This is a genomic window from Ferrimonas balearica DSM 9799 (assembly GCF_000148645.1).
Classification (GTDB): Bacteria; Pseudomonadota; Gammaproteobacteria; order Enterobacterales; family Shewanellaceae; genus Ferrimonas; species Ferrimonas balearica.
Map to the genome: position 1 here is coordinate 4044528 of NC_014541.1, position 21101 is coordinate 4065628.

Sequence of the window (21101 nt, forward strand, 5' to 3'; positions counted from 1 at the left end):
TCCCGTCCTTAAGCCTTGGTGATCTGGCAGAGCGACACTTTGGTCTCCTGCATCTGGGTAACGATGTCATAGCCGTAGGTCAGGGCCGTGTTGGCCGATTCCCCCTGAACGTATGGCACCGTGCCGTCGGGATACTGGGGCACCAGCGATTCGCCCTCGAAAATCCCCGCGAAGTGATAGGGCATAAAGCATTCGCCCGGGATCACCCGCTGTGTCACCAATGCGTGGATATAGAGTTTCGGCCCTTCCGGTGAGTGCAGCACAACGGCATCACCGTCCTGGATGCCCCGGTCCGCCGCATCCGCCGGGTTGATCTCAACAAACATGGTTTGCTGCAACTCGGCCAGCCACGGGTTGGAACGGGTCTCCTCGCCGCCCCCTTCGTATTCCACCAGGCGTCCGGACGTCACCACCATGGGGAACTTCTTGTCCAGATCCTCGGCCATCACCTTCTCCTGAATGGAGCGGTAGAGGGTCGGCAGTCGCGCTACCTGGCGGTCTTCGTAACTCGGGTACTTGACCATCAGATCGCGGCGCGGTGAATAGAGCGGTTCGCGGTGAATCGGCACTTCATCCGGGAAGGTCCAGACCCGACAACGGGCCCGCGCATTGCCGTAAGGGATACAGCCATGCTTCATCGCCACCCGCTGGATGCCGCCGGACAGGTCGGTCTTCCAGTTGCGGCCTTCGGCTGCCACCTTCTCTTCGGCGGTCAGTTCATCCCACCACCCCAGCTGCTTCAGCATCTCGGCGGTGAACTCCGGGAAGCCCTCACCGATGTCGTTACCGGCGGAGCCGGGATCATCGGCCAACAGGTTTTCACCTTCGTACTCCACACCGAAGCGGGCACGGAAGTTACCGCCCCCCTCCATCACATGTTTGGAGGTGTCGTACAGAATGTGAGTGCCCGGGTGCTTCAGCTCCGGGGTGCCCCAGCAGGGCCACGGCAGGCCGTAGGTTTCGCCCTTGCACGGGCCGCCTTTGGCTTGCAGATCTTCCCACTCGAAGGTGCCCCAGTTTTCCTGGTGCTGCTTGAGGCGTTCCGGCGACTGGCCGGTGTAGCCCACGGTCCACATGCCGCGGTTGTATTCGCGGGTGATGTCCTCAATCAGCGGCACGCTGCCCTGCACCTCGATGTTCTTGAACATCTGGTCGGCAAAGCCCAGCTTCTTGGCGAACAGGTACATGATCTCGTGGTCCGGCTTGGACTCGAACATCGGCTCCACCACCTGGCTGCGCCACTGCAGCGAGCGGTTGGAGTTGGAGACCGACCCGTAGGTTTCGAACTGGGTGGCTGCCGGCAGCAGGAAGACGCCATCGGTGCGGGTGCTCATCACCCCGGCCATGGTCGGATAGGGGTCAACCACCACCACCGCGTCCATCTTGTTCAGGGCTTCACGCACTTCGCGGCCACGGGTTTCGGTGTTCACCGACTGGCCGAGGAAGAAGGCCAGGCGAACGTTGTCCTTCTGACCCAGTTTGGCGGTGTCTTCCATCACCCCGTCATGCCAACGGGAGCAGGGAATACCCGCAGAGGTCATCGGCTGTTTGCCCAGATAGGTGCCCTGGTCAAAGCGGGCTTTGACCCACTCGTAATCCAGTTCCCACACCCGGGACCAGTGCTGCCAGGCCCCTTCGGACAGGCCGTAGTAACCGGGCAGGTTGTCGAACAACAGACCGAAGTCGGTGGCGCCCTGCACGTTGTCGTGGCCACGGAAGATGTTGGCACCGCCACCGGACACGCCCATGTTGCCCAGCGCCAGCTGCAGGATGCAGTAAGCCCGGGTGTTGGCGTTACCGATGGTGTGCTGGGTGCCGCCCATACACCAGACGATGGTGCCGGGACGGTTGTCCGCCAGCATCTTGGCCACACGGTAGACCTGTTTCTCGCCGGCGCTGCAGATGTTTTCCACTTCATCCGGCGGGTAGTTCTTCACCTCTTCGCGGATGGCGTCCAAACCCCAAACGCGACGGGAGATAAAGTCTTTGTCTTCCCAGCCATTCTCAAAGATGTGCCAGAGCAGGCCATAGACGAACGGGATGTCGGTACCGGGTCGGATATGCACGTACTCGTCGGCGTGCGCCGCAGTACGGGTGAAGCGGGGATCGACCACGATCATCTTGGAGCCGCGCTCTTTGGCGGTAAGAATGTGCTGCATTGCCACCGGGTGCGCTTCAGCGGCGTTGGAGCCGATGAAGATCATGCTCTTACTGTTGTGCATGTCGTTGTAAGAGTTGGTCATGGCACCGTAGCCCCAGGTGTTGGCCACACCGGCTACCGTGGTGGAGTGACAGATCCGGGCGGAGTGGTCGACATTGTTGGTGCCCCACATCGCCGCGAATTTGCGGTAGAGATAAGATTGCTCGTTGTTGGTCTTGGCCGAGCCCATAAAGTAGATGGAATCGGGGCCAGACTCTTCGCGGATCTTCAGCATCAGGTCGCCAATCTCGTTGACCGCCTGATCCCAGGACAGCTTGGTCCACTTACCACCGCTCAGCTTCATCGGGTACTTCACCCGCTTTTCACTGTGAGTGTGGTGAATCACCGAAGCGCCCTTGGCGCAATGGCCACCACGGTTGATGGGGTGATCGAACGCCGGTTCCTGGTCTACCCAGATCCCATTCTGCACCTTGGCGTAAAGACCGCAGCCAACGGAACAGTGAGAGCAGATGGTTTTCACCGTCTTGACGTCACCGCCACCCACCGATTCGGCCGCCTCAGCCTTTCGCACCATTCCACTGCCGAGCATGGAGGCGGCGGCGATGCCACCCGCCGTGACACCGGCATTTTTCAGGAATTGACGACGATTGAGTCCAAGCGACTCCTTATCGGAAGTGGATGCTTTGGTTGGTACTGTACGTGTGAGCTTCATCCTTAACCTCCTTATTTACGCAACGTGGCGTAGTAGGCCAGGACATGGGGGGATTCACGATAGCCGGACGGCTTCGTGTCGGGAGTGGCTTCAGCCGGGGTTGCTTTAGCCTGAACCGTACCGCTTGAGAGGGCAACAGCGCCCGCCCCAAGGCCCAGGGCCTTGAGAGCGCGGCGGCGGTCCAATCGGGTTTGCCGATCGTTCATAACACCTCCGAGGTGTTGAGGGATTTAGGTGGGGCAACAGCCCTCTGCCCCACCACCGGAACCTTTACCCATCCGGTCTGGCACAGGCGGTGTTTAGCCGGCCTGTTCTACCTGTACATCCAGGATCAGGTTGCCAAACTCCACCTTCTCCGCAGCGAAGAACGCCTGGCCCAGTGCCGCTACCGCGACATAGAACGAAGCGTGCTTGGCCGCAGCCAGATCGGTAAAGAACTGGTCTACCCAAGGGGCCAAATGTTTCTGCCAGAACGGGATCTGGTCCTGCTGCCGGCCTTCCAGCAACAGAAACGCCATCACCTCGCACAGGGCAGACAGATGGTCCTCAGGCTCTTTCACGTTCTCTTCACGGGCAAAGCCCAGTCGGGTCAGGTCCTGACGCAGCAGGGCCAGCGGCTGGTCCATCAGGGAACCGGTCAGGTACCAGCTGATGTACGGGATCACTTCGCCGTGACCCAGGCCGATGAAGAGGTTGAAAAACTCGTCGTCCAGCTGGCTGTCCAGATGGGTCTGGGCCGCCAGTTTCAGGCCATGCCAGGCCTTGCCCATGTCGCTGTCGTTGTCCTCGTCCAACTCCAGATTGGCCAGGAACTGCATCAGCTCCGGATTCGGCACCTGGCGCAGCAGGGCTGACAGCAACTGGTAGATGTCCGCGCGAAGTTGCTGGTGTTCAGATACGACCCGAGTGGTTTGTTGTTCAGTCATCACTACCTCAAATTAGACCCGGAGTTGCTTTTCGGGATCGTTCAGAATGTCGGTGAACATGTCTTTCACCCGACAGTCTTCGCACATTTTCAGACGATTCAGCGCGTCACCAGCAAAGGCACTGTGGCCCGCCAGCGCGGTGGTCATCTTCTCAATCACCGCTTTGGTGGCGAACGGCTTACCGCAGGTCACACACTCGAACGGTTCCTCCTCCTTCAGCACCTGCTCGGTTTGACGCGCTTCGCGGTCGAGCTGGATGCGGGAGGTCAGGGTAATCGCTTTCTCCGGACAGGCGCGCTCACACAGGCCGCACTGCACACAGGCTTGCTCGGTGAACTTCAGGGCCGGGCTGTCGCCACCGTCCATCAGGGCACGGCTCGGGCACAGCGCGGCGCAGCTCATGCACAGGGTGCACTTGTCGACGTCGACGCTGACGGTGCCATACGGAACGCGCGGCAGGTCCAGCACCTCGGTGCTGCCTGCGCTGGCGCCGTTGATGTGGTCCAGAGCGTTAAACAGGGTGTCCCGTTTGGCCAGGTCTTTGCCGAAAGCAGCAATCGGCAGCTCAGCAAAGGCGGCGCTTTCGGCCAGGATGGCGTCCAGCTGGTCCAGCTCCGCGGTGCTGATCAGGCGCACACGGTCGGCCGGCTCACCCACTGCCTGCAGCAGGGTGGTCACCAGATCGTGCTCACTGCGTACCAGGGTCAGCAGAGTTTCCGGGGTTTGTTCGGTGGTCAGCACCAGCACCTGACGGGCGCCCCAGGCCAGGGTGGCCAGCCAGCTGTCGATGCCCGCTACCGCCACCTCTTCCAGCGCCACCGGCAGCACGCCACCAGGCAGCTGGCGCAGGGCGGAGAGGGCAGCCTCACCGGCGCTGTCGTCGTGCAGCACCACCGCCGGGCGCTGGTCAGACAGCTCCAGGTAGCGGGTCAGCAGACGCTTAACGTAATCCTTGAGGATCGCCGGGGTGGGCTGGTCGTAGCTCAGTGCACCGGTCGGGCAGGCGGCGGTGCAGCTGCCGGCACCGTGGCACAGGTGCGGATCAACGGTGATCTTGTGGTCGACACTCTCGATGGCGTCGGCCGGGCAGACGTTCAGACAGCGGGTGCAGCCATCAATGCCACTGGAGTGGTGGGCACAGATGTCGTAGTTCACTTTGACGTAGCGCGGCTTGTCGAACTGGCCAATCAGCTGCGGCAGTTGCGCCAGGGCCGCGGCCAGCTTGTCGGCATCGTCACCCACGTGGAAGTAACCGGGCGGCAGCAGCTCCAGGTTCAGGACCGGCTGTTGGCCGAGGTCGAGCACCAGGTCGTAATGGGGGCGACGAACCGCACCCGGCGCCAGTTCCTGCTCAACGCCATCAACCTTGATAAAGGCCTGGAACTGACCCAGGAACCCTTTCAGCGACACAGTACGGCTGAAGTAGGCGGGCAGGGATTCGGTGGCTTCGGCGGCAGCCATCACCTTGTCCAGGTGGGCTTCGTCCTGGCTGGTCACCGCTTCGGTGGCCACCAGAGTGCGGCTGGCCATGCCGTCCAGTTCAGCGGCGGCCAGACGGATCAAATCTTCCGGCCCGATGATCAACAGGTGGCCGGCGGTATTGTAGGAGACCGTCTGCGGGATCAGGTTCTCCAGCATGGTGACTTGGGCCAGGCTCTGCTCACGGGCCGGATCCATCACCGGGATTTGGCTATTGCTCACTCTACGTTTCCTAGTCGGTCGTTGCTCTGTTGTCGGTGAGGCGGACAATCCGCCCCGGCTGGCAACGTTCCCTTGTTTCCGGTTGACCCGGGCACCAGATGCTCACCACTGGCGTTCACTCTATTAGTTAGCAAGGGATGTACCAGCACTTATGATATTTGAGTCGGCTGAATTACGCCTGACTCCGAGTGCTTTCGGTTTCCCCGCCTTCTTGCGGGTCATTTTGTCCAATATCCTCACGGACATTGGGTAATTCTGACGGCGTTTGCGCCGACTCAGCCTGGGCCAGTTCCACGCCCTCGGCGCGCTCGGAATCGGCCGCCTCCAGCTTGGTCTCTTGCTGCGCCACGGCCTCATCCACCTGCTCCACCGCTTCGGTCACGTGGCGGAATACCTTCTTGGCCACTTCCGCCGCCACTGCAGCGGTCAGTTTGGGCTGGGCGGCGTAGTCGAGGTCGTATTCGCAAAGGCCATCGCGGATGTTGTACTGCGGCTGTTTCCACAGCGCGCGCAGCGCCTCTTTGCGTTGAGTCGGGTCAACCCCGGGCTTGAGGTAGTCGGCAAAGCTGCCGCCCTGCTCAATGCTGGTGGGGTCCGGCAATGCCTCGGCCTCAGCAGCCTCTTCGGCAGCGGCCTCCACCTGGGCTTCGGTTTGCCCCTCAACCGGGGCAGCCGCCTCGGCAGTGGGCTCAGCATCATCGACTGGCTCAACCGTGTCGCGGACCAGTTCGGCCTCTTCGGCCTCCTTGGCGACCTCGGCCTTACGCTGTTGCCAGCGGGACAGAAAGCTCATCAGGCACCCTCCCCACGGGCTTTCACTTCACCGCGGACGTCGATGTGCTTGCGGCGATGAGCCTGGATCGGCGCTTCGCCGTGACGGGTGATAAAGGACTCAATCCAGCAGCCGATCGCTTCCGGAATGGCGCAGGTCAGCACCGGAGTGTCACCCTCCAGCGCACCCGCGGCGATGTTCTGGTTGGCGGTCACCGACATCGGCACCGGCACCCCATCGCCCTTGTCATCACAGATGATGAACAGCTTGGGATTGTCCAGGTCCAGGTTCAGGCGGTAGTTGGCGCGCTCATCCAGGAACAGTTCAATCGCCACCAGATGTGCCCCCTCCGGCTTTTCACCGGAAGCCGGCAGCAGGCTATCAACCTCGTAGTTGGTCTGAGTCCAGCGGCCGACGGTCACCTGTTTGGCTTTCAGGGTGACGTATAAAGGCCAGATCGATTCGCTGTGTTGCATTCCACGCTCCCGTGTCGATGTGGATTGGGGCCCAAGGCCACCGGGAATCCTAACTGCTCCGTCCACTGCAAGTATTGTTCCATCTTAAAACCATCGCCACAGGATGATCCCGTTCACGCTTTTTGTCCCCATTGGGACAATTTGTCCTTGGCCAGTGGGACAGCTTGGGGCACTGAGTCGCTGCAGAGGTGATCCGGATCTCACTGTCAGGGCCATTCTCAGCTGGAACAGGTTTTGCATTTCCTTAAACTGAGTTTAGATCCCTTGGCAAGTTATTGAATGACCACGACCGTGAAACGCCCCCGCCTCACCCGCACCCATGCGGAAGCGCCCCTGACCATTGCGGTGACCGCGGTGGACGAAAAGGGACAGATCCAGGAAAAGCAGATCGCCTGCGAGCGACCGCTGACCCTTTACCTTAACTGGCAACCCATCGTCACCCTGATGACCCTGGGCGCCCGGCCGGAAGCGCTGGCTCTGGGTTACCTGAAAAACCAGGGCTTTATCAGCGACATCGAACGGGTGGAGTCGGTCATCGTCGATTGGGAGGTCAACTCCGCGGCGGTGATCACCAAGGAGGACGTCAGCCATGTCGAGAAAAAGCTGGAGGAGAAAACCGTCACCAGTGGCTGCGGCCAGGGCACGGTCTTCGGCAGCTTTACCGCCGGCATCGACGACATCCGGTTGCCCACACCGTCGCTGACCCAGAGTGGCATCTACGCTCTGCTCAAAAACCTCAGCCAGTACAACGACACCTACAAGAATGCCGGTGCCGTACACGGTTGTGGCATCTGCGAAGGTGACCGCATCCTCAGCTTCGTTGAGGACGTGGGCCGCCACAACGCAGTCGATACCCTGGCCGGTGAGATGTGGCTGGAGGGGATCGACGGTGGCGACAAGATCTTCTACACCACCGGCCGACTGACCTCGGAGATGGTGATCAAAGTGGCCAAGATGGGCATTCCCGTGCTGCTGTCCCGCTCCGGCGTGACCGAAATGGGCCTGAGCCTGGCCACCCAACTGGGCATCACCATGATTGCCCGCGCCAAAGGACGGCACTTCCTGGTTTACCACGGCGCCGAAACCATCGAATTTGACGGAGCCGAGGCATGACCCAGAGCACTGATAACCTGTTTATGAACGCCAAGCAGGTGGCGGACTACCTCGATCTCAACGAGAAGAAGGTGTACGCCATGGCCAACGAGCGCCAGTTGCCGGGCACCAAGATCACCGGCAAATGGCTGTTCCCCAAAACCCTGATCGACCGCTGGGTGATGGAGTCCTGCCACAGCGGCATGCTGTCTGACCGCCTGATCATCACCGGTTCCGATGACCCTCTGCTGCACTGGGTGGTGGGCCGGGTCAGCCAACGCATCGGCAGCAGCGGCCTGGTGAACTACTCCGCCACCAGCTCCGGCCTCGGCCTCTCCCTGCTGGCCCAGGGTCTGGCAGACATCTGCTGCCTGCACTGGGGCAATGAATCCGAGCGTGACCTGCGCCACCCGGCGCTGCTCAAGCGCCATGCCCTGCACAAGCAGTGGGTCATGGTGCACGCCGCCAGCCGCGAGTTTGGCCTGCTGATGCGTAACGAACACCTGCACCTGGGTCAGGATGTCGAGCAGGCACTGTCTCTGCGCTACCGCTGGCTGACCCGCCAGGAGGGCGCCGGTGCCCGTTACCACTTCGACAACTGGCTGGCCGAGCGCGGCATGGCGGGCACCGACCTCAATATCGTCGGCACCGCCTTCAGTGAGCGCGAACTGGCCGCCTCGGTGGCCCGCGGTGAAGCGGACTTCGGCTTCGGTTGCCACGGCATCGCCGGCGAGATGGGACTGGCGTTTGTGCCTCTGGGTCGCGAATCGTTCGATCTGGTGATGCCCCAGGGCGTCTACTTCCGCCAGCACCTGCAGCAGCTGTTCTCGGTGATGCAGAGTCCGGACACCCTGTCTCAGGCCCAGCGCCTTGGCGGCTATGACCTGACCGACAGCGGCAAGTTGATCTGGAGTCCGGTCTGACCGGCTCCCTCCCCGACGGGCTCAATTGAGCCCGTTTTTTTTGTTTATCCCATATTTCCGTGGGAGTCTTGGCTCCAGGCCTGTTGCCACCTACCGAGCCGTTGCCGGGATGCCCCGGCGGGCACCAGAAGGGCGTTGCCCGGCTGCGCGCCCCGCTCTTGACACCCCTGCCTCCGACGCGGCGACAGCCCCTCGCTCCCACTCCTTCACGTTCAGCACTGGCCAGACTCGCTTTATGAAAAGGCCTTTCCATGTCCTTTTCAAAAGTCCGGCTTCGCCCTCCATGGCTCCGCGTTCACGCCTCTCGGCGTTCACCCCTGCTCGACTGGCACTCGGGCCTTCCCTGGCCCTCGGCTTCACTCCCAGTCGCTCCCGCTCGGCGCCGCGAGTCGGCCTTTGGTGGACGGCTTCGCCGTGATAGTTGGGTGCTCATTCCAATTCGGAAACAGCACAAAGTCCTCAAGAGGCATTTTCTTGGAGATGTCGCTCCTATCTTCTTGCCTCGCTAATCCGCGAAGAACCTATTTTTTGCCATGGATTTCATTCAAACGTCTGTTATGTCGACGTTTTAGCCTCTGTGCTGGCGTAAGCTGACGGCGACATGACAGGAGTTTGTATGCAGTATCGAATTGAATCTGGCGTGACCGATCCCACCCCCACCGTGCTGGTGCTGGAGACCGGAGAGGACGGTCTGGAGCGGGTGATCTGGCACCTGACCTGGCGCCACAGTGCGCCGCTGGTCCTGCTGGAGATGGTGGATAACGACCATATGGTGGTGGCGGACTGGGACGGCCGATTTGAGCTGTATCACCTGCCCACTCGCAACCGCATCGCCGAGCAGAAGCTGGCCGCCAGCATTCGCATTGGGGCCCGGGTGGCCGACGATGGCCGCACCATCCAGGTGGCTTACGCCGACGAAGACCATTACAACGTCGACGTACTGGAGATCCTCGATGCCATGACCCTAACCCAGCTCAAGCGCTTCGAACTGCCCGACCGGGAGGTATTTACCCAGCTGGACCTGTCGCTCCGCCAGATTTTCGCGCCTTACCCCGACCAGCTCTGGTTCTACGACTGCGAAGCCAACTTCGGTTTCGATGCACCCGCAGAGCAGGCCTTTTTCCAGCTCAACCTGGCCACCGGCGAAGCGGAGTTCCGCGAGCTGCCTGGCCTGGGCAATGCCAATGATGATTACTGCCTGCCCGCGCTCAACCCCAAGCAAAATCTGGGGGTGATGCTGGACTGGGGTCGCCAACCCATTGTCAGCAACGAGGCCGGTGAGCCGGAACTGGTGCTGTGCCTGGCGCGGTTCCAGCTGGACGACCTCTCCGATCAGGGCCGGATAACAACCCGCCGCTTTGACCGCGCCGCACTGGAGCAGTGCTATGCCGACGCCGACCTGCTGCTCGACCCCGAAGCGGAGCTCGACGACGACTACCGCAAAGCGCTGGGCGACCTGTTCGAACGGCTGACCGAGCTGTACTGGCAGGACGATACCCTCTGTCTGCACTTTGAGGACGGCCAGCACCTCCGAATCCTGCCCAACGGCGAAATGCAGACGTTCGGCGATGCGCCGGTACCGCAATATGAATGGACCCCGCTGGCCCGGTTTGATCGCGATCTCGAAGGCCGCATCCCGGTGTTTGTCGGCGATGACGACCTGCGCTCATTGCGCCAGATGGGTCAGGCCTGTGACGACATCGCCCGCCAGCGTCGCGGCCAGCGATTTGCCTTTGCCCTGATGAGCAGTGATGGCAGCCCCACCGATCAGGCCGCGTTTTTCCAGCGGGTGGCCGCCGAACACCACGCCAAACTGGCCGCGATGCTGGAACCCTTTATCGCTCTGGATGAGATGCTGTACGACGATCTCAACGCCGGTCACGCCGCCCTGTGCCATGTGGCCGAGGCATTGGCGACGACCGCCCGAGCGGAGTACCTGCCGCTGCTGACCCGCTACGTGGAAGCGCTGGACCTCGACCACGAACTCTTTGTTGATGAATCGCTGTTGCCGGCCATCGCCCGCCACTACGGCGCAGCGACGCCCGGCGTCAAAGCGCTGGAGCAGTATGTCCGCGATTGGCATGGCGGCGACGATGAGGATGACGAGTACGAAGACGAGGACGAGTGAACCCACCATAGAAAAGGCCCCACCGATTGGTGGGGCCTTTTGTCTCAGGAGCGCACGCTCAACTGCACGCCCTGAGGTTCCGACATCGCCGGACACTGCATCGGCAGTTTGATGGTGAACACCGAGCCTTTGCCCAGCTCCGACTCCACCTCCAGCAAGCCCCCAAAGCGGCGGATGATGCCGTAGCTCAACGCCAGCCCCAGCCCGGTGCCCTGCTTACGGGTGGTAAAGAACGGGTCGAAGATCCGAGACAGCACCTCAGGGGCGATGCCACAGCCATCATCGGCCACGGTGATCCACACCCCTTTGGGCTGGTCACCATCCATCCAGTCACCACTGGCCACCCGAACCTGACCCGCGCCTTCCAGCGCGTGGGCGGCGTTTACTACCAGGTTGATCAGCACCTGCAGCAGCTGTTGGCGATTCACCTCAACCAGCGCACTGGCGCCCAGATCCAGCTCCACATCCACCATCTGCTTGCGCAGTGAGTGGCGCACCAGCACCAGCATCTCCTCCAGAATCGGGTTGACCGGCTGACGCTCCAGCGGCATCGCCAGATCCCCGGGGCGGGAGTACTGCAACAGCGACTGAATGATGCTGTTGATGCGCTGCACCTGCTGGACGATCAGCTCAATCTCCTCGTTGAGGTCGTGGTCCTGATCGCTCAGCTCCATCTTAATCAGCTCAATGTTGCCCAGGATCACCGCCGTCGGGTTGTTGATCTCGTGGGCGATGCCCGCGGTCAGTTCCCCCAGTGCCACCAGCTTTTCGTTGGTCACCATCTGCTGACGGGTCTCCTCCAGCAGGCGGATATTGCGCTTCAGCTCCCGAGTGCGCTGCTTCAGGCTGAAGGTTCGCTCCTCCACCTTCTGCTCAAGCTGGGACGCCGCGGCCTGGATCTGCTGGTTGCGCTCCTGCAGCTGGTCCAGCATCAGGTCAAACTGGCGACCGAGCTGGGCCAGCTCATTGGCAGGGTCAAGGCCGAGGTCGCCGATGCGGCGGTTGCGCCCCTCCTGCACCTCACGCACCACGGTGTGGATCCGATCAATGGGCTTGAGCAGGCCCGACGCCCCCCGGTACACCGCCAGACCCGAGCCCAGCATCACCAGCAGCAGGATGGTGCCCATCTCGATGATGTTGATCAGGTAGTTGAGGACAAAGGGCCCTTCGGTAAATCCGGTGTAGATCATGCCGATACGCTCGCCTTTGGTGTCCAGCAGCGGCGCGTAAGCGGAGATGTACCAGTCGTTAAACACAAACGCCCGGTCCACCCACAAATTGCCCTGTTCCAGCACCTTAAGGCGCACCTGCTCCGACACCAGGGTGCCCACGGCCCGGCCATTCTCACCGTCCGGCACGTTGGTACTGATGCGCACATTGTCGAGAAACAGCGTCACCGCCCCCCGGGCCCGGCTGGGCAGGGTGCCATCGGCGTAGGTCAGCGCCTTGATGTTATCCACCAGTTCGGTGTTGTGGTTCATCAGGGCGCCGCCATCGAGGTAGCCAATCCGCTCCCCATTGGGCCCCACCACCGGGATCAGGCTGCGGATCACCATGCCCCGCTGCTCAAACCCTTCGCGGGGTTGGGGGGCCATGGGGGTCGGCTTCAGTCGCATCGAGGCCAGCCGCGCCAGCGACGGACTGATGCGCAGCATCTGCTTACGGGACAACACCTGCAAACCGGAACGGGCGTCGTCATCCTCATCCGGGATAAGCTGGCGCAGCTTGGCGTCCGCCAGCGCGTCCTCCAGGCTGACCAGGCGCAGAAAATCCAAGCCAAGGCGGTCCCGATGGGCTTCCAGCAGGCGGTTCAGTGAGCGATCGGAGTACTGCAGCGACTGGATAAGCTGGGTAAAGTCCCAGGCGTGCTGGGTCTGGCGCAGGGCGCGCTCCTGCGCCTCGGCCTGATTGGCCAGCACCCCCTGGGCCACAGCCAAATCGGCCCGCACCTTCATAAACAGCTGCTTGCCGGTGTAGGTGACGTTCCAGTAGATGGTGATGAAGACCAGGCTGGCCAGGGTGACCAGCACCGGCAACAGCATCAGCACCAGCAGGCGATAGCGCACCGTGCTGGTCATCACCTTGACGTCATTGGTGAACTGATGGCGCCAGCGTTTCAGCATCCGCCTTCCTGACCCCACTCTTTAAACTTGCGATCCAGGGTCTTGCGCGACACCCCCAGCACCCGGGCGGCCGCGGACTTGTTGCCCTCCTGAGCCGCCACCACCTGAAGCACGTGCAGGCGTTCCACCTCTTTGAGCTCCATATCATCCGGGTAACCAGCACCGGCGGGCGCTTCAGCCACCGGCGTCTCCTGGCTGCGCCAGTACTCCGCCGGCGGTTTGCCCAGCAGCAGGCAACGCTCCACCAGGTTACGCAGTTCGCGGATGTTGCCGGGCCAGTCGTAGCGCTGCATCACCTGCAGATCTTCGTGGCTCCAGGCCACCTCGCGCAGGCCCAGTTCGGTGGCCAGCTGACGGGTAAAGAAGTGCACCAGGTCGACCACGTCTTCCGGTCGCTCTTTCAGGCTGGGGATGCGGATATTGAGCACGTTCAGGCGGTAGTACAGGTCGCGACGGAAACGCCCCTCCTCCACTTCCAGCTGCAGCTCACGGTTGGTGGCCGCCACCACCCGCACGTCCACCGGTGACTCCTTCTCTGAGCCCACCGGACGGATGGTGCGCTGCTCCAGCACCCGCAGCAGTGCCGTCTGCATCTGCAGCGGCATCTCGCCAATTTCATCCAGGAAGATGGTGCCGCCGGAGGCAAAACTGAACAGACCCTCACGGGCACCGCGGGCACCGGTAAAGGCCCCGGCGACGTGGCCAAACAGTTCGCTCTCCAGCAGTTCCGGCGCGATGGCGCCACAGTTCACCGCCACAAAGGAGCCGCTGCGGCCCGACATCTGGTGCAGTGAACGCGCCACCAGCTCTTTGCCGGTACCGGATTCGCCCTCAATCAGCACCACCGCATTGGTGGCCGCCACCCGGCCAATCACCGACTTCACTTCCGCCATGGCGGCGCTGTTGCCAATGATGGTGTTGGGGTGGGTGTGAGCCACTTCCCGACGCAGCAGCAGATTTTCCCGCCGCAACAGGCGGCGCTCGATGCAGCGGTCCACCGCCTGCATCATCTGCTCAAGCCGGAACGGCTTCAGGATAAAGTCGACGGCTCCGGCGCGCAGGGCTCGGATGGCAGTTTCCATATCGGCAAAACCGGTCATAAAGATCACGTCGGAACGACGGGTGTCCATGTCCAACGCTTCGTGCCATTCGATGCCATCCCGGCCGGGCAGACTGATGTCCACAATCAGCAGGTCAAAGTGGCAACGGCTGCGCAGTTGCTCCGCTTCCTCAACACTGCCGGCAACCTCAACCAGGGCAAAGCGTTTACTCAATGCTTTCTTAAGGAATGAACGCATGCCGGACTCATCGTCCACCACCAGGACTGACATGGCTGTCGAGGCTGGAATCTTGTCGACCATACCGCTGTGGGCCTCCGAATTCAGAAATTGTATTGGTACAAATTGTCCCCTAAGGGTCAATTTGCCCACCAGTATCGTTAAGGTGCGTCATTTTGACCCTATTAGCCAGCTGGAAAGTGTGATCACCGGCAAAAATCCCCCTTATAAAAGTGATTGGCATTATCCTTGCAGCTTTTTGCCCCACCACAATGGCTTCAACAACGTGGCACTCACCCTCTGCGAAGGGGCTGTCAAATGGAAAACGGATGAAACGTACACTCTCAAAAGTGTTGCTGCTGCTGGCGCTGATGCCTGGCCTGGCCCTGGCGAATGAGCCGGTGCGACTGGCCACCACCACCAGCACCGACAACTCCGGGCTGCTGGCCTACCTGCTGCCGGAATTTGAGAAAGCGAGCGGCTACTCCGTGCAGGTGATCGCCACCGGCACCGGCAAGGCCCTGCGCCATGGCCGCAATGGCGATGTGGACGTGGTGATGACCCACGCCCCCTCCGCCGAGGCGAAATTCGTCGAGGACGGTTTTGGCCGTCTGCCGCGACAATTGATGGTCAATGATTTTATTCTGCTCGGCCCGGCCAGCGACCCGGCCGATGTGGCCTCCGCTCGCAGCGCCGCCGACGCCATGCGCAGGATTCACGACGCCCAGGCCCCCTTTGTGTCCCGCGGCGACGAATCCGGTACCCACATCAAGGAGTTGGCACTGTGGCGGGCCGCCCGGGTCAACACCAACTTTACCGGCTACTCCGCCATCGGCCAGGGCATGGGTCCGGCCCTGCTGACCGCCAGCGAGATGCAGGGCTATCTGCTGGCAGACCGGGGCACCTATCTGGCCTTCAAGGACAAACTGAATCTGGCGGTGCTCTATCAGGGCGACGCCAACCTGATGAACCCTTACCAGGTCATCCTTATCAACACCACCACCTACCCTGACCTCAACCACGCCGGCGCCGAAGCGCTCAGTGACTGGCTGGTCAGTGAGAAAGGCCAACAAATGATCAACGACTTCAAGGTCTCGGGCGAGCAACTGTTCCGGGCCACTTACAAGGCCACTGAATGAACGAAGGCATGTTTTCCGTTTTCCAGCAGGGGCTCTCGCTGCTGCTGAGTTTTGACCCGGATGTGTGGGCCATCATCGGTGTCTCTTTCAGCGTGTCTCTGCGCGCTCTGGCCTTTATTCTGCTGCCCAGCATCCTGCTCGGCTTTGCCCTTGCCGTGACCCGCTTCCCGGGCCGGGGCACCGTGATCTCCCTGTTCCAGACCCTGCAGGCGATCCCCACTGTGGTGGTGGGCCTGATCACCTACCTGTTGCTGTTCCGCCAGGGGGTGATGGGCGACCTACGCTGGCTGTTCACCCAGAACGCCATGGTGCTGGCTCAGGTGTTTCTGGCGATGCCGGTGTTGGTGTCGCTGAGCTACGGCGCCTTTGCCAGCGGCGACTGGCGGGCGTGGGAAACCGCGCGTACCCTCGGTGCGCCGCGCCATCGGGCTTTCTTTACCCTGTGCCACGAGCTGCGCGCACCGCTGCTGGTGGCGGTGATCGCCGCGTTCAGCCGCATCATCACCGAGGTGGGCGCCTCCATGCTGGTGGGGGGAAACATCCACAATGTGACCCGTAATATCCCCACCGCCATTGCGCTGGAAACCAGTAAAGGCGAATTTGCCCAGGCCGCAGCTTTGGGCACGGTACTGCTGATCCTGGCCCTGATCATCAACTTCTCCCTTGGCACCCTGCGTAATCAGCAGGAAGGCCTGCGTCGAGGATAACCATGCAACTGACCGCGACTGCGCTGGAGATGCGCTTCGACCAACGACTGCTGTTCCGGATCCCCGAACTGGTGCTGACCGGGCACCAGCGGATCTGGCTGAAGGGCCCCAATGGCGTTGGCAAAACCACGCTGATGAAGGTGCTGGCCGGCCTGGCCAGGCCGACCCGCGGCAAAGTGCGTCTGGATGGCGCACCGAGTCGCCGCTGGCGCCGTGATGGCTCGCCCCTTGGGCAGGTGGTGTACCTGCATCAAAGCCCCTACCTGTTTGACGGCAGTGTGTGGGACAATTTGGCCTATGGTCTCAATCACCTGGCTCTGTCGGTGAATGAGCGTGATGAGCGGATCCGTGAGGCCCTCAGTCTGGCTCGCCTCGACCACCTGACCGAACGTCCGGCTCAGGTGCTGTCCGGCGGTGAGCGCCAGCGTCTGGCGCTGGCCCGGGCCTGGGTGCTGAACCCGCGGTTCCTGCTGCTGGATGAACCCAGTGCTAACCTTGACCCGGACTCACTGCGACTGATCACCGAGATGGTGGACCAGCTCTACCAACAGGGTTGTGGCCTGATCATCACCAGCCACCAGCAAACCGAACTGACCGACCGGTGCGAAGAGCACTGGATTCTGGAAAACCAAGGCTTGGTCTGTCTCCGCGAAGCGGACCAAGAGGAAGCCCGCGCATGACACTGAACGACATCACTCTGGCCGTACTGGCCGGTGGCCAGGCGCGCCGCATGGGTGGCGACGACAAAGGGCTGATCCCGGTTGCCGGCCAGCCCATGATTCGACACGTACTTAACCGGGTTCAGCAACCCGGCATGACCACCATGATCATCGCCAACCGCAACCAGCAGCAGTACGCCGAGCTGGGCCTGCCGGTACACGCCGATGAGCTGCCGGGCTTTATGGGCCCGATGGCGGGCATGGCCGTTGCGATGAACCGCGCCACTACCCCGTTGGTGCTGATCTGCCCCTGCGACACGCCGAAGCTGCCGGCCGACCTGGCACACCGCCTTCTGGCCGCCCTCGAAGCGGAAGAGGCAGACGCTGCCGTGGCCTGCGACGACGAGCGCGAGCACCCGGTGGTGATTCTGCTGAAACGGGAGTTATTGGGATCCATCGAGCAGTTTCTGGCTGCCGGGGATCGTAAGATTGACCTCTGGTATGGCCAACATAAGGTCGCCCGCTGCGTGTTCCACGGCGCCGCCGACGCCTTTGCCAACATCAATACCCCTGAACAACGCCAGGAGCTGGAGCAACAGCTGCTGCCCTGAAAGCACAGATGAGAGAGTCCATGAGCGCCGACACCCTTCTGTCCGATTGCCGGGTCCCCGTTCTGGGGATTTGTGCGTACAGCGGCACCGGGAAAACCACCCTGCTGCTGAAACTGCTGCCTGAACTGAACCGCCGTGGCCTCAAGGTGGCCGTGGTCAAACACGCCCACCACAACTTCGAGGTGGATAAGCCCGGCAAGGACAGCTTTGAGCTGCGTAAAGCCGGCGCCGACCAGATGCTGATCGGCTCCAGCAACCGCCGCGCCCTGATGATGGAGCGCCCGGTAGAGGGCGACCCGGACCTCAAAGAGCTGCTGGCGATGATCGACCAGAGCCGGGTCGACCTGATCCTGGTGGAAGGCTTCAAGAAGCTGGCCCTGCCCAAGCTGGAACTGCACCGGGCCGAAGTGGGCAAACCCTTTGTGTTCACCCACGACCCGCTGATCCAGGCCATCGCCTGCGACGACGCCACCCAACTGCCCGCCGACTGCACCCTGCCGCAACTCTCCATCAACGATGTCGACGCCATTGCCGACTTTGTGCAGGGCTTTATCGCCAGCTGGACCCCTGTGGCTCCGGCACCGCTGGGCCCGAGCTGCGACAGCGTAGAGCGCAAACAGCTGTCGGTTAACCAGAGCGTGGCCCGCATTCTGGCCAAGGTGTCCCCGCTGCGTGACACCGAATCCCTGAGCCTCACCGAAGCCCGTGGCCGGGTCCTGGCCAGCGACGCCATCTCCCCCATCAACGTGCCCCAGCACACCAACTCGGCAATGGACGGCTACGCCGTTGCCCACGGCGACGCGGACGAGTACACCGTGGTCGGCGAGGTGTTTGCCGGTCACGCCTTTGATGGCGTGGTGGGTGCCGGTGAAGCGGTCAAGATCATGACCGGCGCGCCGCTGCCGGCCGGAGTCGACAGTGTCGTGATGCGTGAACTGGCCCAGGAGCAGGACGGCAAGGTGCGCTTTGACGGCGCCATTGAGCCGGGCCAGAACGTCCGCCAGGCCGGTGAAGACATTCAGGTGGGCGCCACCGCGCTGACCGCCGGTGCCCGCATCGGTGCCGCCGAGATGGGCCTGCTGGCCTCTCTGGGGCTGGCCCAGCCCACCGTTTACCGTCGTCCCAAGGTGGCCATCTTCTCCACCGGTGACGAAGTCTGTGCCCCCGAACAGCCGCTCAAACCGAACTGCATCTTCGACGCCAACCGCTTCAGCCTGCACGGCATGCTGGCACAGCTGGGCTGCGACGTGATCGACCTCGGCATCATCGAGGACAGCGAAGCGGCCATGATCGCCGCCCTGTCCGGCGCTGCCGAGCAGGCCGACGTGGTGATCAGCTCCGGCGGCGTGTCCGTGGGTGACGCTGACTTCATCAAAGATGCCCTGGCCAAGCTGGGCACCATCGACTTCTGGAAGATCGCCATGCGTCCGGGTCGCCCGCTGGCGTTTGGCAGCATCGGCAACGCCCTGTTCTTCGGCTTGCCGGGCAACCCGGTGGCGGTGATGGTCTCATTTATGCAGTTCGTTCAGCCCGCCCTGCGCAAGCTGGCCGGTGAAGCCAACTGGCAACCGCAGTTGATTCGCGCCATCGCCACCGAGCCGATGCGCAGCCGCAGCGGCCGCACCGAGTTCAGCCGTGGCGTCGCCAGCCTGGGGGCCGGCGGCCAGCTGGAGGTGCGCACCACCGGCAGCCAGGGCAGCGGCATCCTGAGCTCCATGGTGCAGGCCAACTGCCTGATCGTTCTCGAAGAAGCGGTCGACCAAGTCCGCCCGGGCGAACCGGTCTGGGTACAACCTTTCGCCGATCTGATGTAGGAGAAGCCAATGGCTTTGATCGACGGTTTTGGACGCAAAATCAGCTACCTGCGCATGTCCGTTACGGACCATTGCGATTTTCGCTGTGTCTACTGCATGGACGAAGACCCCACCTTCCTGCCCCGTGATCAGGTGCTGACTCTGGAGGAGCTGCACCAGATCGCCCAGGCCTTTACCGAGCTGGGAGTGGAGAAGATCCGCCTGACCGGTGGCGAGCCGCTGGTGAAGAGCGACCTGACCTACCTGGTGGAACAGGTTGCCGCCCTGCCGGGCCTGAGAGACCTGTGCCTGACCACCAACGGTTCACGCCTCAAGAAGTTTGCCCAGCCGCTGCAGGCGGCGGGCCTGAAGCGCATCAATATCAGCCTCGACACGCTGGACCCGGAGCGTTTCACCGCAGTGACCCGCAACGGCAAGCTGGAGCGGGTGCTGGCCGGCATCGATGCCGCCATCGAAGCGGGCTTTGAGCGCATTAAGCTCAACACCGTGGCGATGAAGGGCAGCAACGATGATGAGATCCTCGACCTGGTGGCGTTCGCGCGCGACAAAGGCGTGGACATCAGCTTTATCGAAGAGATGCCGCTGGGCCAACTGGACGCCAACCGCCGCCAGCAGAGCCTGCTGACCAGCGATGAGGTGCGCGCCATCCTGTCTGAGCGCTACGAGCTGGTGCCCACCACCGAAAACACCGGTGGCCCCGCCCGTTACTACCGCATGCCGGACAGCGACATCCGGGTCGGCTTTATCAGCCCCCACAGCCACAACTTCTGTGACGAGTGCAACCGGGTGCGGGTGACCACCACCGGCCAACTGCTGCTGTGCCTGGGCAACGAGAACGCGGTGGACCTCAAGGCCATCGTTCGCGCCCATCCTGGCGATACCGAGCGCCTGAAGCAGGCGATCCTCGACGCGATGATGAAGAAGCCGGAGAAGCACGAGTTCCGCACCGACGGCGAAACTCAGATCCTGCGCTTTATGAGCTTTACCGGCGGCTGACGGTCCGCCCGGTACAAAAAAAGGCCAGCCCCGAGGGGCTGGCCTTTTTGTTGGTGTGCACCGGTCTCAGGCGAAATCGTCGTCACCGCCGAAGTCATCCCCACCAAAATCACCACCAAAGTCGTCACCAGCGTACTCATCACCGAAGCCGCCACCACCCGCGTACTGGGTGAAGTCCTGTTCTCCCGGGGCCTCGCAGTATTCGGAGGCGAAATCGCTGCCGCCGAGGAAGCTGCCGCCTTCGCTGGCCATCTCACTGCCGCTGTCAGCCAGATCGGCCGGAGCGTCGGTGACCTCATTGATGGTTTCGTTCACCACCTCGGTGGGGGCGTCATGGCTGAACAGCATGTCGCTGATCAGGTGGCCCGCCACCATACCTGCCGCCACACCAGCCGCGGTCTGCATAAAGCCGCCAAAGGCGCTGCCCTGGCTCACCGGCTTGGGCGGTTGTGGGGCCGGGCGCTGGGCACCAAACATCTTGCTCATGGCACCACGCTCGCTTTCACTGCGGTAGTGCGCGGCGCTCTGTTCCAGGTAGTCGTTCTTCTGCTTCAGCTCTTTGAGGGCCAGTTCCTGAACCAGAACCGCCTGGGTCAGTTTGTAGATCGCGTCAGGCTGCTGACCAATACGCTCGGCAATCAGGGCCGCCGCCTCAGCATCCTGAGGTTGGGACGGGGCCTGGCTCAGCTTAGTGGCCACATTTTCAATCAGTTCGCGCTCTTGCGGGGTCATGCTCTTTCTCAACAGGAAGGACTGAAACTTCATTTAGCACCCCGAAAACCGGCCTGTCCAGCATAAAGCTCCGCAATAACAGGGCGTTACAGAGCCGACAAACTTCCATCAACGGTTCCGCTGCCGGACCACAACAGAGCGGGCTCTGCGGG

The 21101-nt window shown here is 62.2% G+C and carries 18 protein-coding genes; 9 read left to right on the top strand and 9 right to left on the bottom strand.

What is annotated here, in order from left to right; translation table 11 throughout:
* Positions 1-8: 8 nt before the first annotated feature.
* The 6 genes from FBAL_RS18330 to FBAL_RS18355 form a co-directional block, all read right to left on the bottom strand.
* Positions 9-2873 carry a molybdopterin-dependent oxidoreductase gene (locus FBAL_RS18330; RefSeq protein WP_013347092.1) on the bottom strand — a complete coding sequence of 955 codons (2865 nt, stop codon included), beginning with the start codon at positions 2871-2873 and terminating at the stop codon, positions 9-11.
* Between the two features lie 11 nt (positions 2874-2884).
* On the bottom strand, positions 2885-3079 hold the full coding sequence (locus FBAL_RS18335) for a twin-arginine translocation signal domain-containing protein (RefSeq protein WP_013347093.1): 195 nt from the start codon (positions 3077-3079) through the stop codon (positions 2885-2887).
* Between the two features lie 93 nt (positions 3080-3172).
* On the bottom strand, positions 3173-3799 hold the full coding sequence (locus FBAL_RS18340) for a TorD/DmsD family molecular chaperone (RefSeq protein ID WP_013347094.1): 627 nt from the start codon (positions 3797-3799) through the stop codon (positions 3173-3175).
* Positions 3800-3811: 12 nt separating this feature from the next.
* Entirely contained in the window at positions 3812-5500 is a 1689-nt protein-coding gene (locus tag FBAL_RS18345) for a 4Fe-4S binding protein (RefSeq protein WP_013347095.1), read from the bottom strand.
* 172 nt (positions 5501-5672) lie between these two features.
* Entirely contained in the window at positions 5673-6293 is a 621-nt protein-coding gene (locus FBAL_RS18350) for a DUF3306 domain-containing protein (protein WP_013347096.1), read from the bottom strand.
* Positions 6293-6748 (bottom strand): DUF3305 domain-containing protein, encoded by a 456-nt coding sequence (locus FBAL_RS18355; RefSeq protein ID WP_013347097.1) that lies wholly within the window; start codon positions 6746-6748, stop codon positions 6293-6295. Before FBAL_RS18355 ends, FBAL_RS18350 begins: the two co-directional genes overlap by 1 nt.
* Positions 6749-7027: 279 nt before the next feature.
* On the opposite strand from FBAL_RS18355, the gene FBAL_RS18360 reads away from it, so the two are divergent.
* From FBAL_RS18360 to FBAL_RS18370, 3 genes are all read left to right on the top strand, one after another.
* Positions 7028-7861 carry a formate dehydrogenase accessory sulfurtransferase FdhD gene (locus FBAL_RS18360; protein WP_013347098.1) on the top strand — a complete coding sequence of 278 codons (834 nt, stop codon included), beginning with the start codon at positions 7028-7030 and terminating at the stop codon, positions 7859-7861.
* On the top strand, positions 7858-8763 hold the full coding sequence (locus tag FBAL_RS18365) for a helix-turn-helix transcriptional regulator (protein ID WP_013347099.1): 906 nt from the start codon (positions 7858-7860) through the stop codon (positions 8761-8763). The genes FBAL_RS18360 and FBAL_RS18365 overlap by 4 nt, the downstream gene beginning before the upstream one ends.
* A gap of 616 nt (positions 8764-9379) precedes the next feature.
* The gene (locus FBAL_RS18370; RefSeq protein ID WP_013347100.1) at positions 9380-10891 is read left to right on the top strand and encodes a hypothetical protein; all 1512 of its coding nucleotides are present in this window, start codon (positions 9380-9382) and stop codon (positions 10889-10891) included.
* A gap of 44 nt (positions 10892-10935) precedes the next feature.
* Here the strand turns inward: FBAL_RS18370 and FBAL_RS18375 are convergent, their stop codons facing one another.
* Positions 10936-13014, bottom strand: a complete 2079-nt coding sequence (locus FBAL_RS18375; protein WP_013347101.1) for a sensor histidine kinase — start codon at positions 13012-13014, stop codon at positions 10936-10938.
* Complete coding sequence (locus FBAL_RS18380) at positions 13008-14375, bottom strand: sigma-54-dependent transcriptional regulator (protein WP_013347102.1); 1368 nt, start codon at positions 14373-14375, stop codon at positions 13008-13010. Before FBAL_RS18380 ends, FBAL_RS18375 begins: the two co-directional genes overlap by 7 nt.
* 245 nt (positions 14376-14620) lie before the next feature.
* Here FBAL_RS18380 and FBAL_RS18385 point away from each other — a divergent pair, with 245 nt between their 5' ends.
* The 6 genes from FBAL_RS18385 to moaA are packed head-to-tail and all read left to right on the top strand — an operon-like array spanning position 14621 to position 20217.
* Positions 14621-15430 (top strand): ABC transporter substrate-binding protein, encoded by an 810-nt coding sequence (locus tag FBAL_RS18385; RefSeq protein ID WP_013347103.1) that lies wholly within the window; start codon positions 14621-14623, stop codon positions 15428-15430.
* Positions 15427-16137 carry an ABC transporter permease gene (locus FBAL_RS18390; RefSeq protein WP_013347104.1) on the top strand — a complete coding sequence of 237 codons (711 nt, stop codon included), beginning with the start codon at positions 15427-15429 and terminating at the stop codon, positions 16135-16137. The genes FBAL_RS18385 and FBAL_RS18390 overlap by 4 nt, the downstream gene beginning before the upstream one ends.
* Before the next feature lie 2 nt (positions 16138-16139).
* Positions 16140-16817 (top strand): energy-coupling factor ABC transporter ATP-binding protein, encoded by a 678-nt coding sequence (locus tag FBAL_RS18395; protein WP_013347105.1) that lies wholly within the window; start codon positions 16140-16142, stop codon positions 16815-16817.
* Positions 16814-17407, top strand: coding sequence for a molybdenum cofactor guanylyltransferase MobA (gene mobA, locus FBAL_RS18400; RefSeq protein ID WP_013347106.1), 594 nt, complete (start codon positions 16814-16816; stop codon positions 17405-17407). The genes FBAL_RS18395 and mobA overlap by 4 nt, the downstream gene beginning before the upstream one ends.
* Positions 17408-17427: 20 nt before the next feature.
* Positions 17428-19221 (top strand): bifunctional molybdopterin-guanine dinucleotide biosynthesis adaptor protein MobB/molybdopterin molybdotransferase MoeA, encoded by a 1794-nt coding sequence (locus FBAL_RS18405; RefSeq protein WP_013347107.1) that lies wholly within the window; start codon positions 17428-17430, stop codon positions 19219-19221.
* Positions 19222-19230: 9 nt separating this feature from the next.
* On the top strand, positions 19231-20217 hold the full coding sequence (gene moaA / locus FBAL_RS18410) for a GTP 3',8-cyclase MoaA (RefSeq protein ID WP_013347108.1): 987 nt from the start codon (positions 19231-19233) through the stop codon (positions 20215-20217).
* Between the two features lie 66 nt (positions 20218-20283).
* On the opposite strand, the gene FBAL_RS18415 is transcribed toward moaA, so the two are convergent.
* A complete protein-coding gene (locus tag FBAL_RS18415; RefSeq protein ID WP_245544363.1) occupies positions 20284-20982 on the bottom strand; it encodes a DUF2076 domain-containing protein in 699 nt (232 codons plus the stop codon).
* Between the last annotated feature and the right edge of the window lie 119 nt (positions 20983-21101).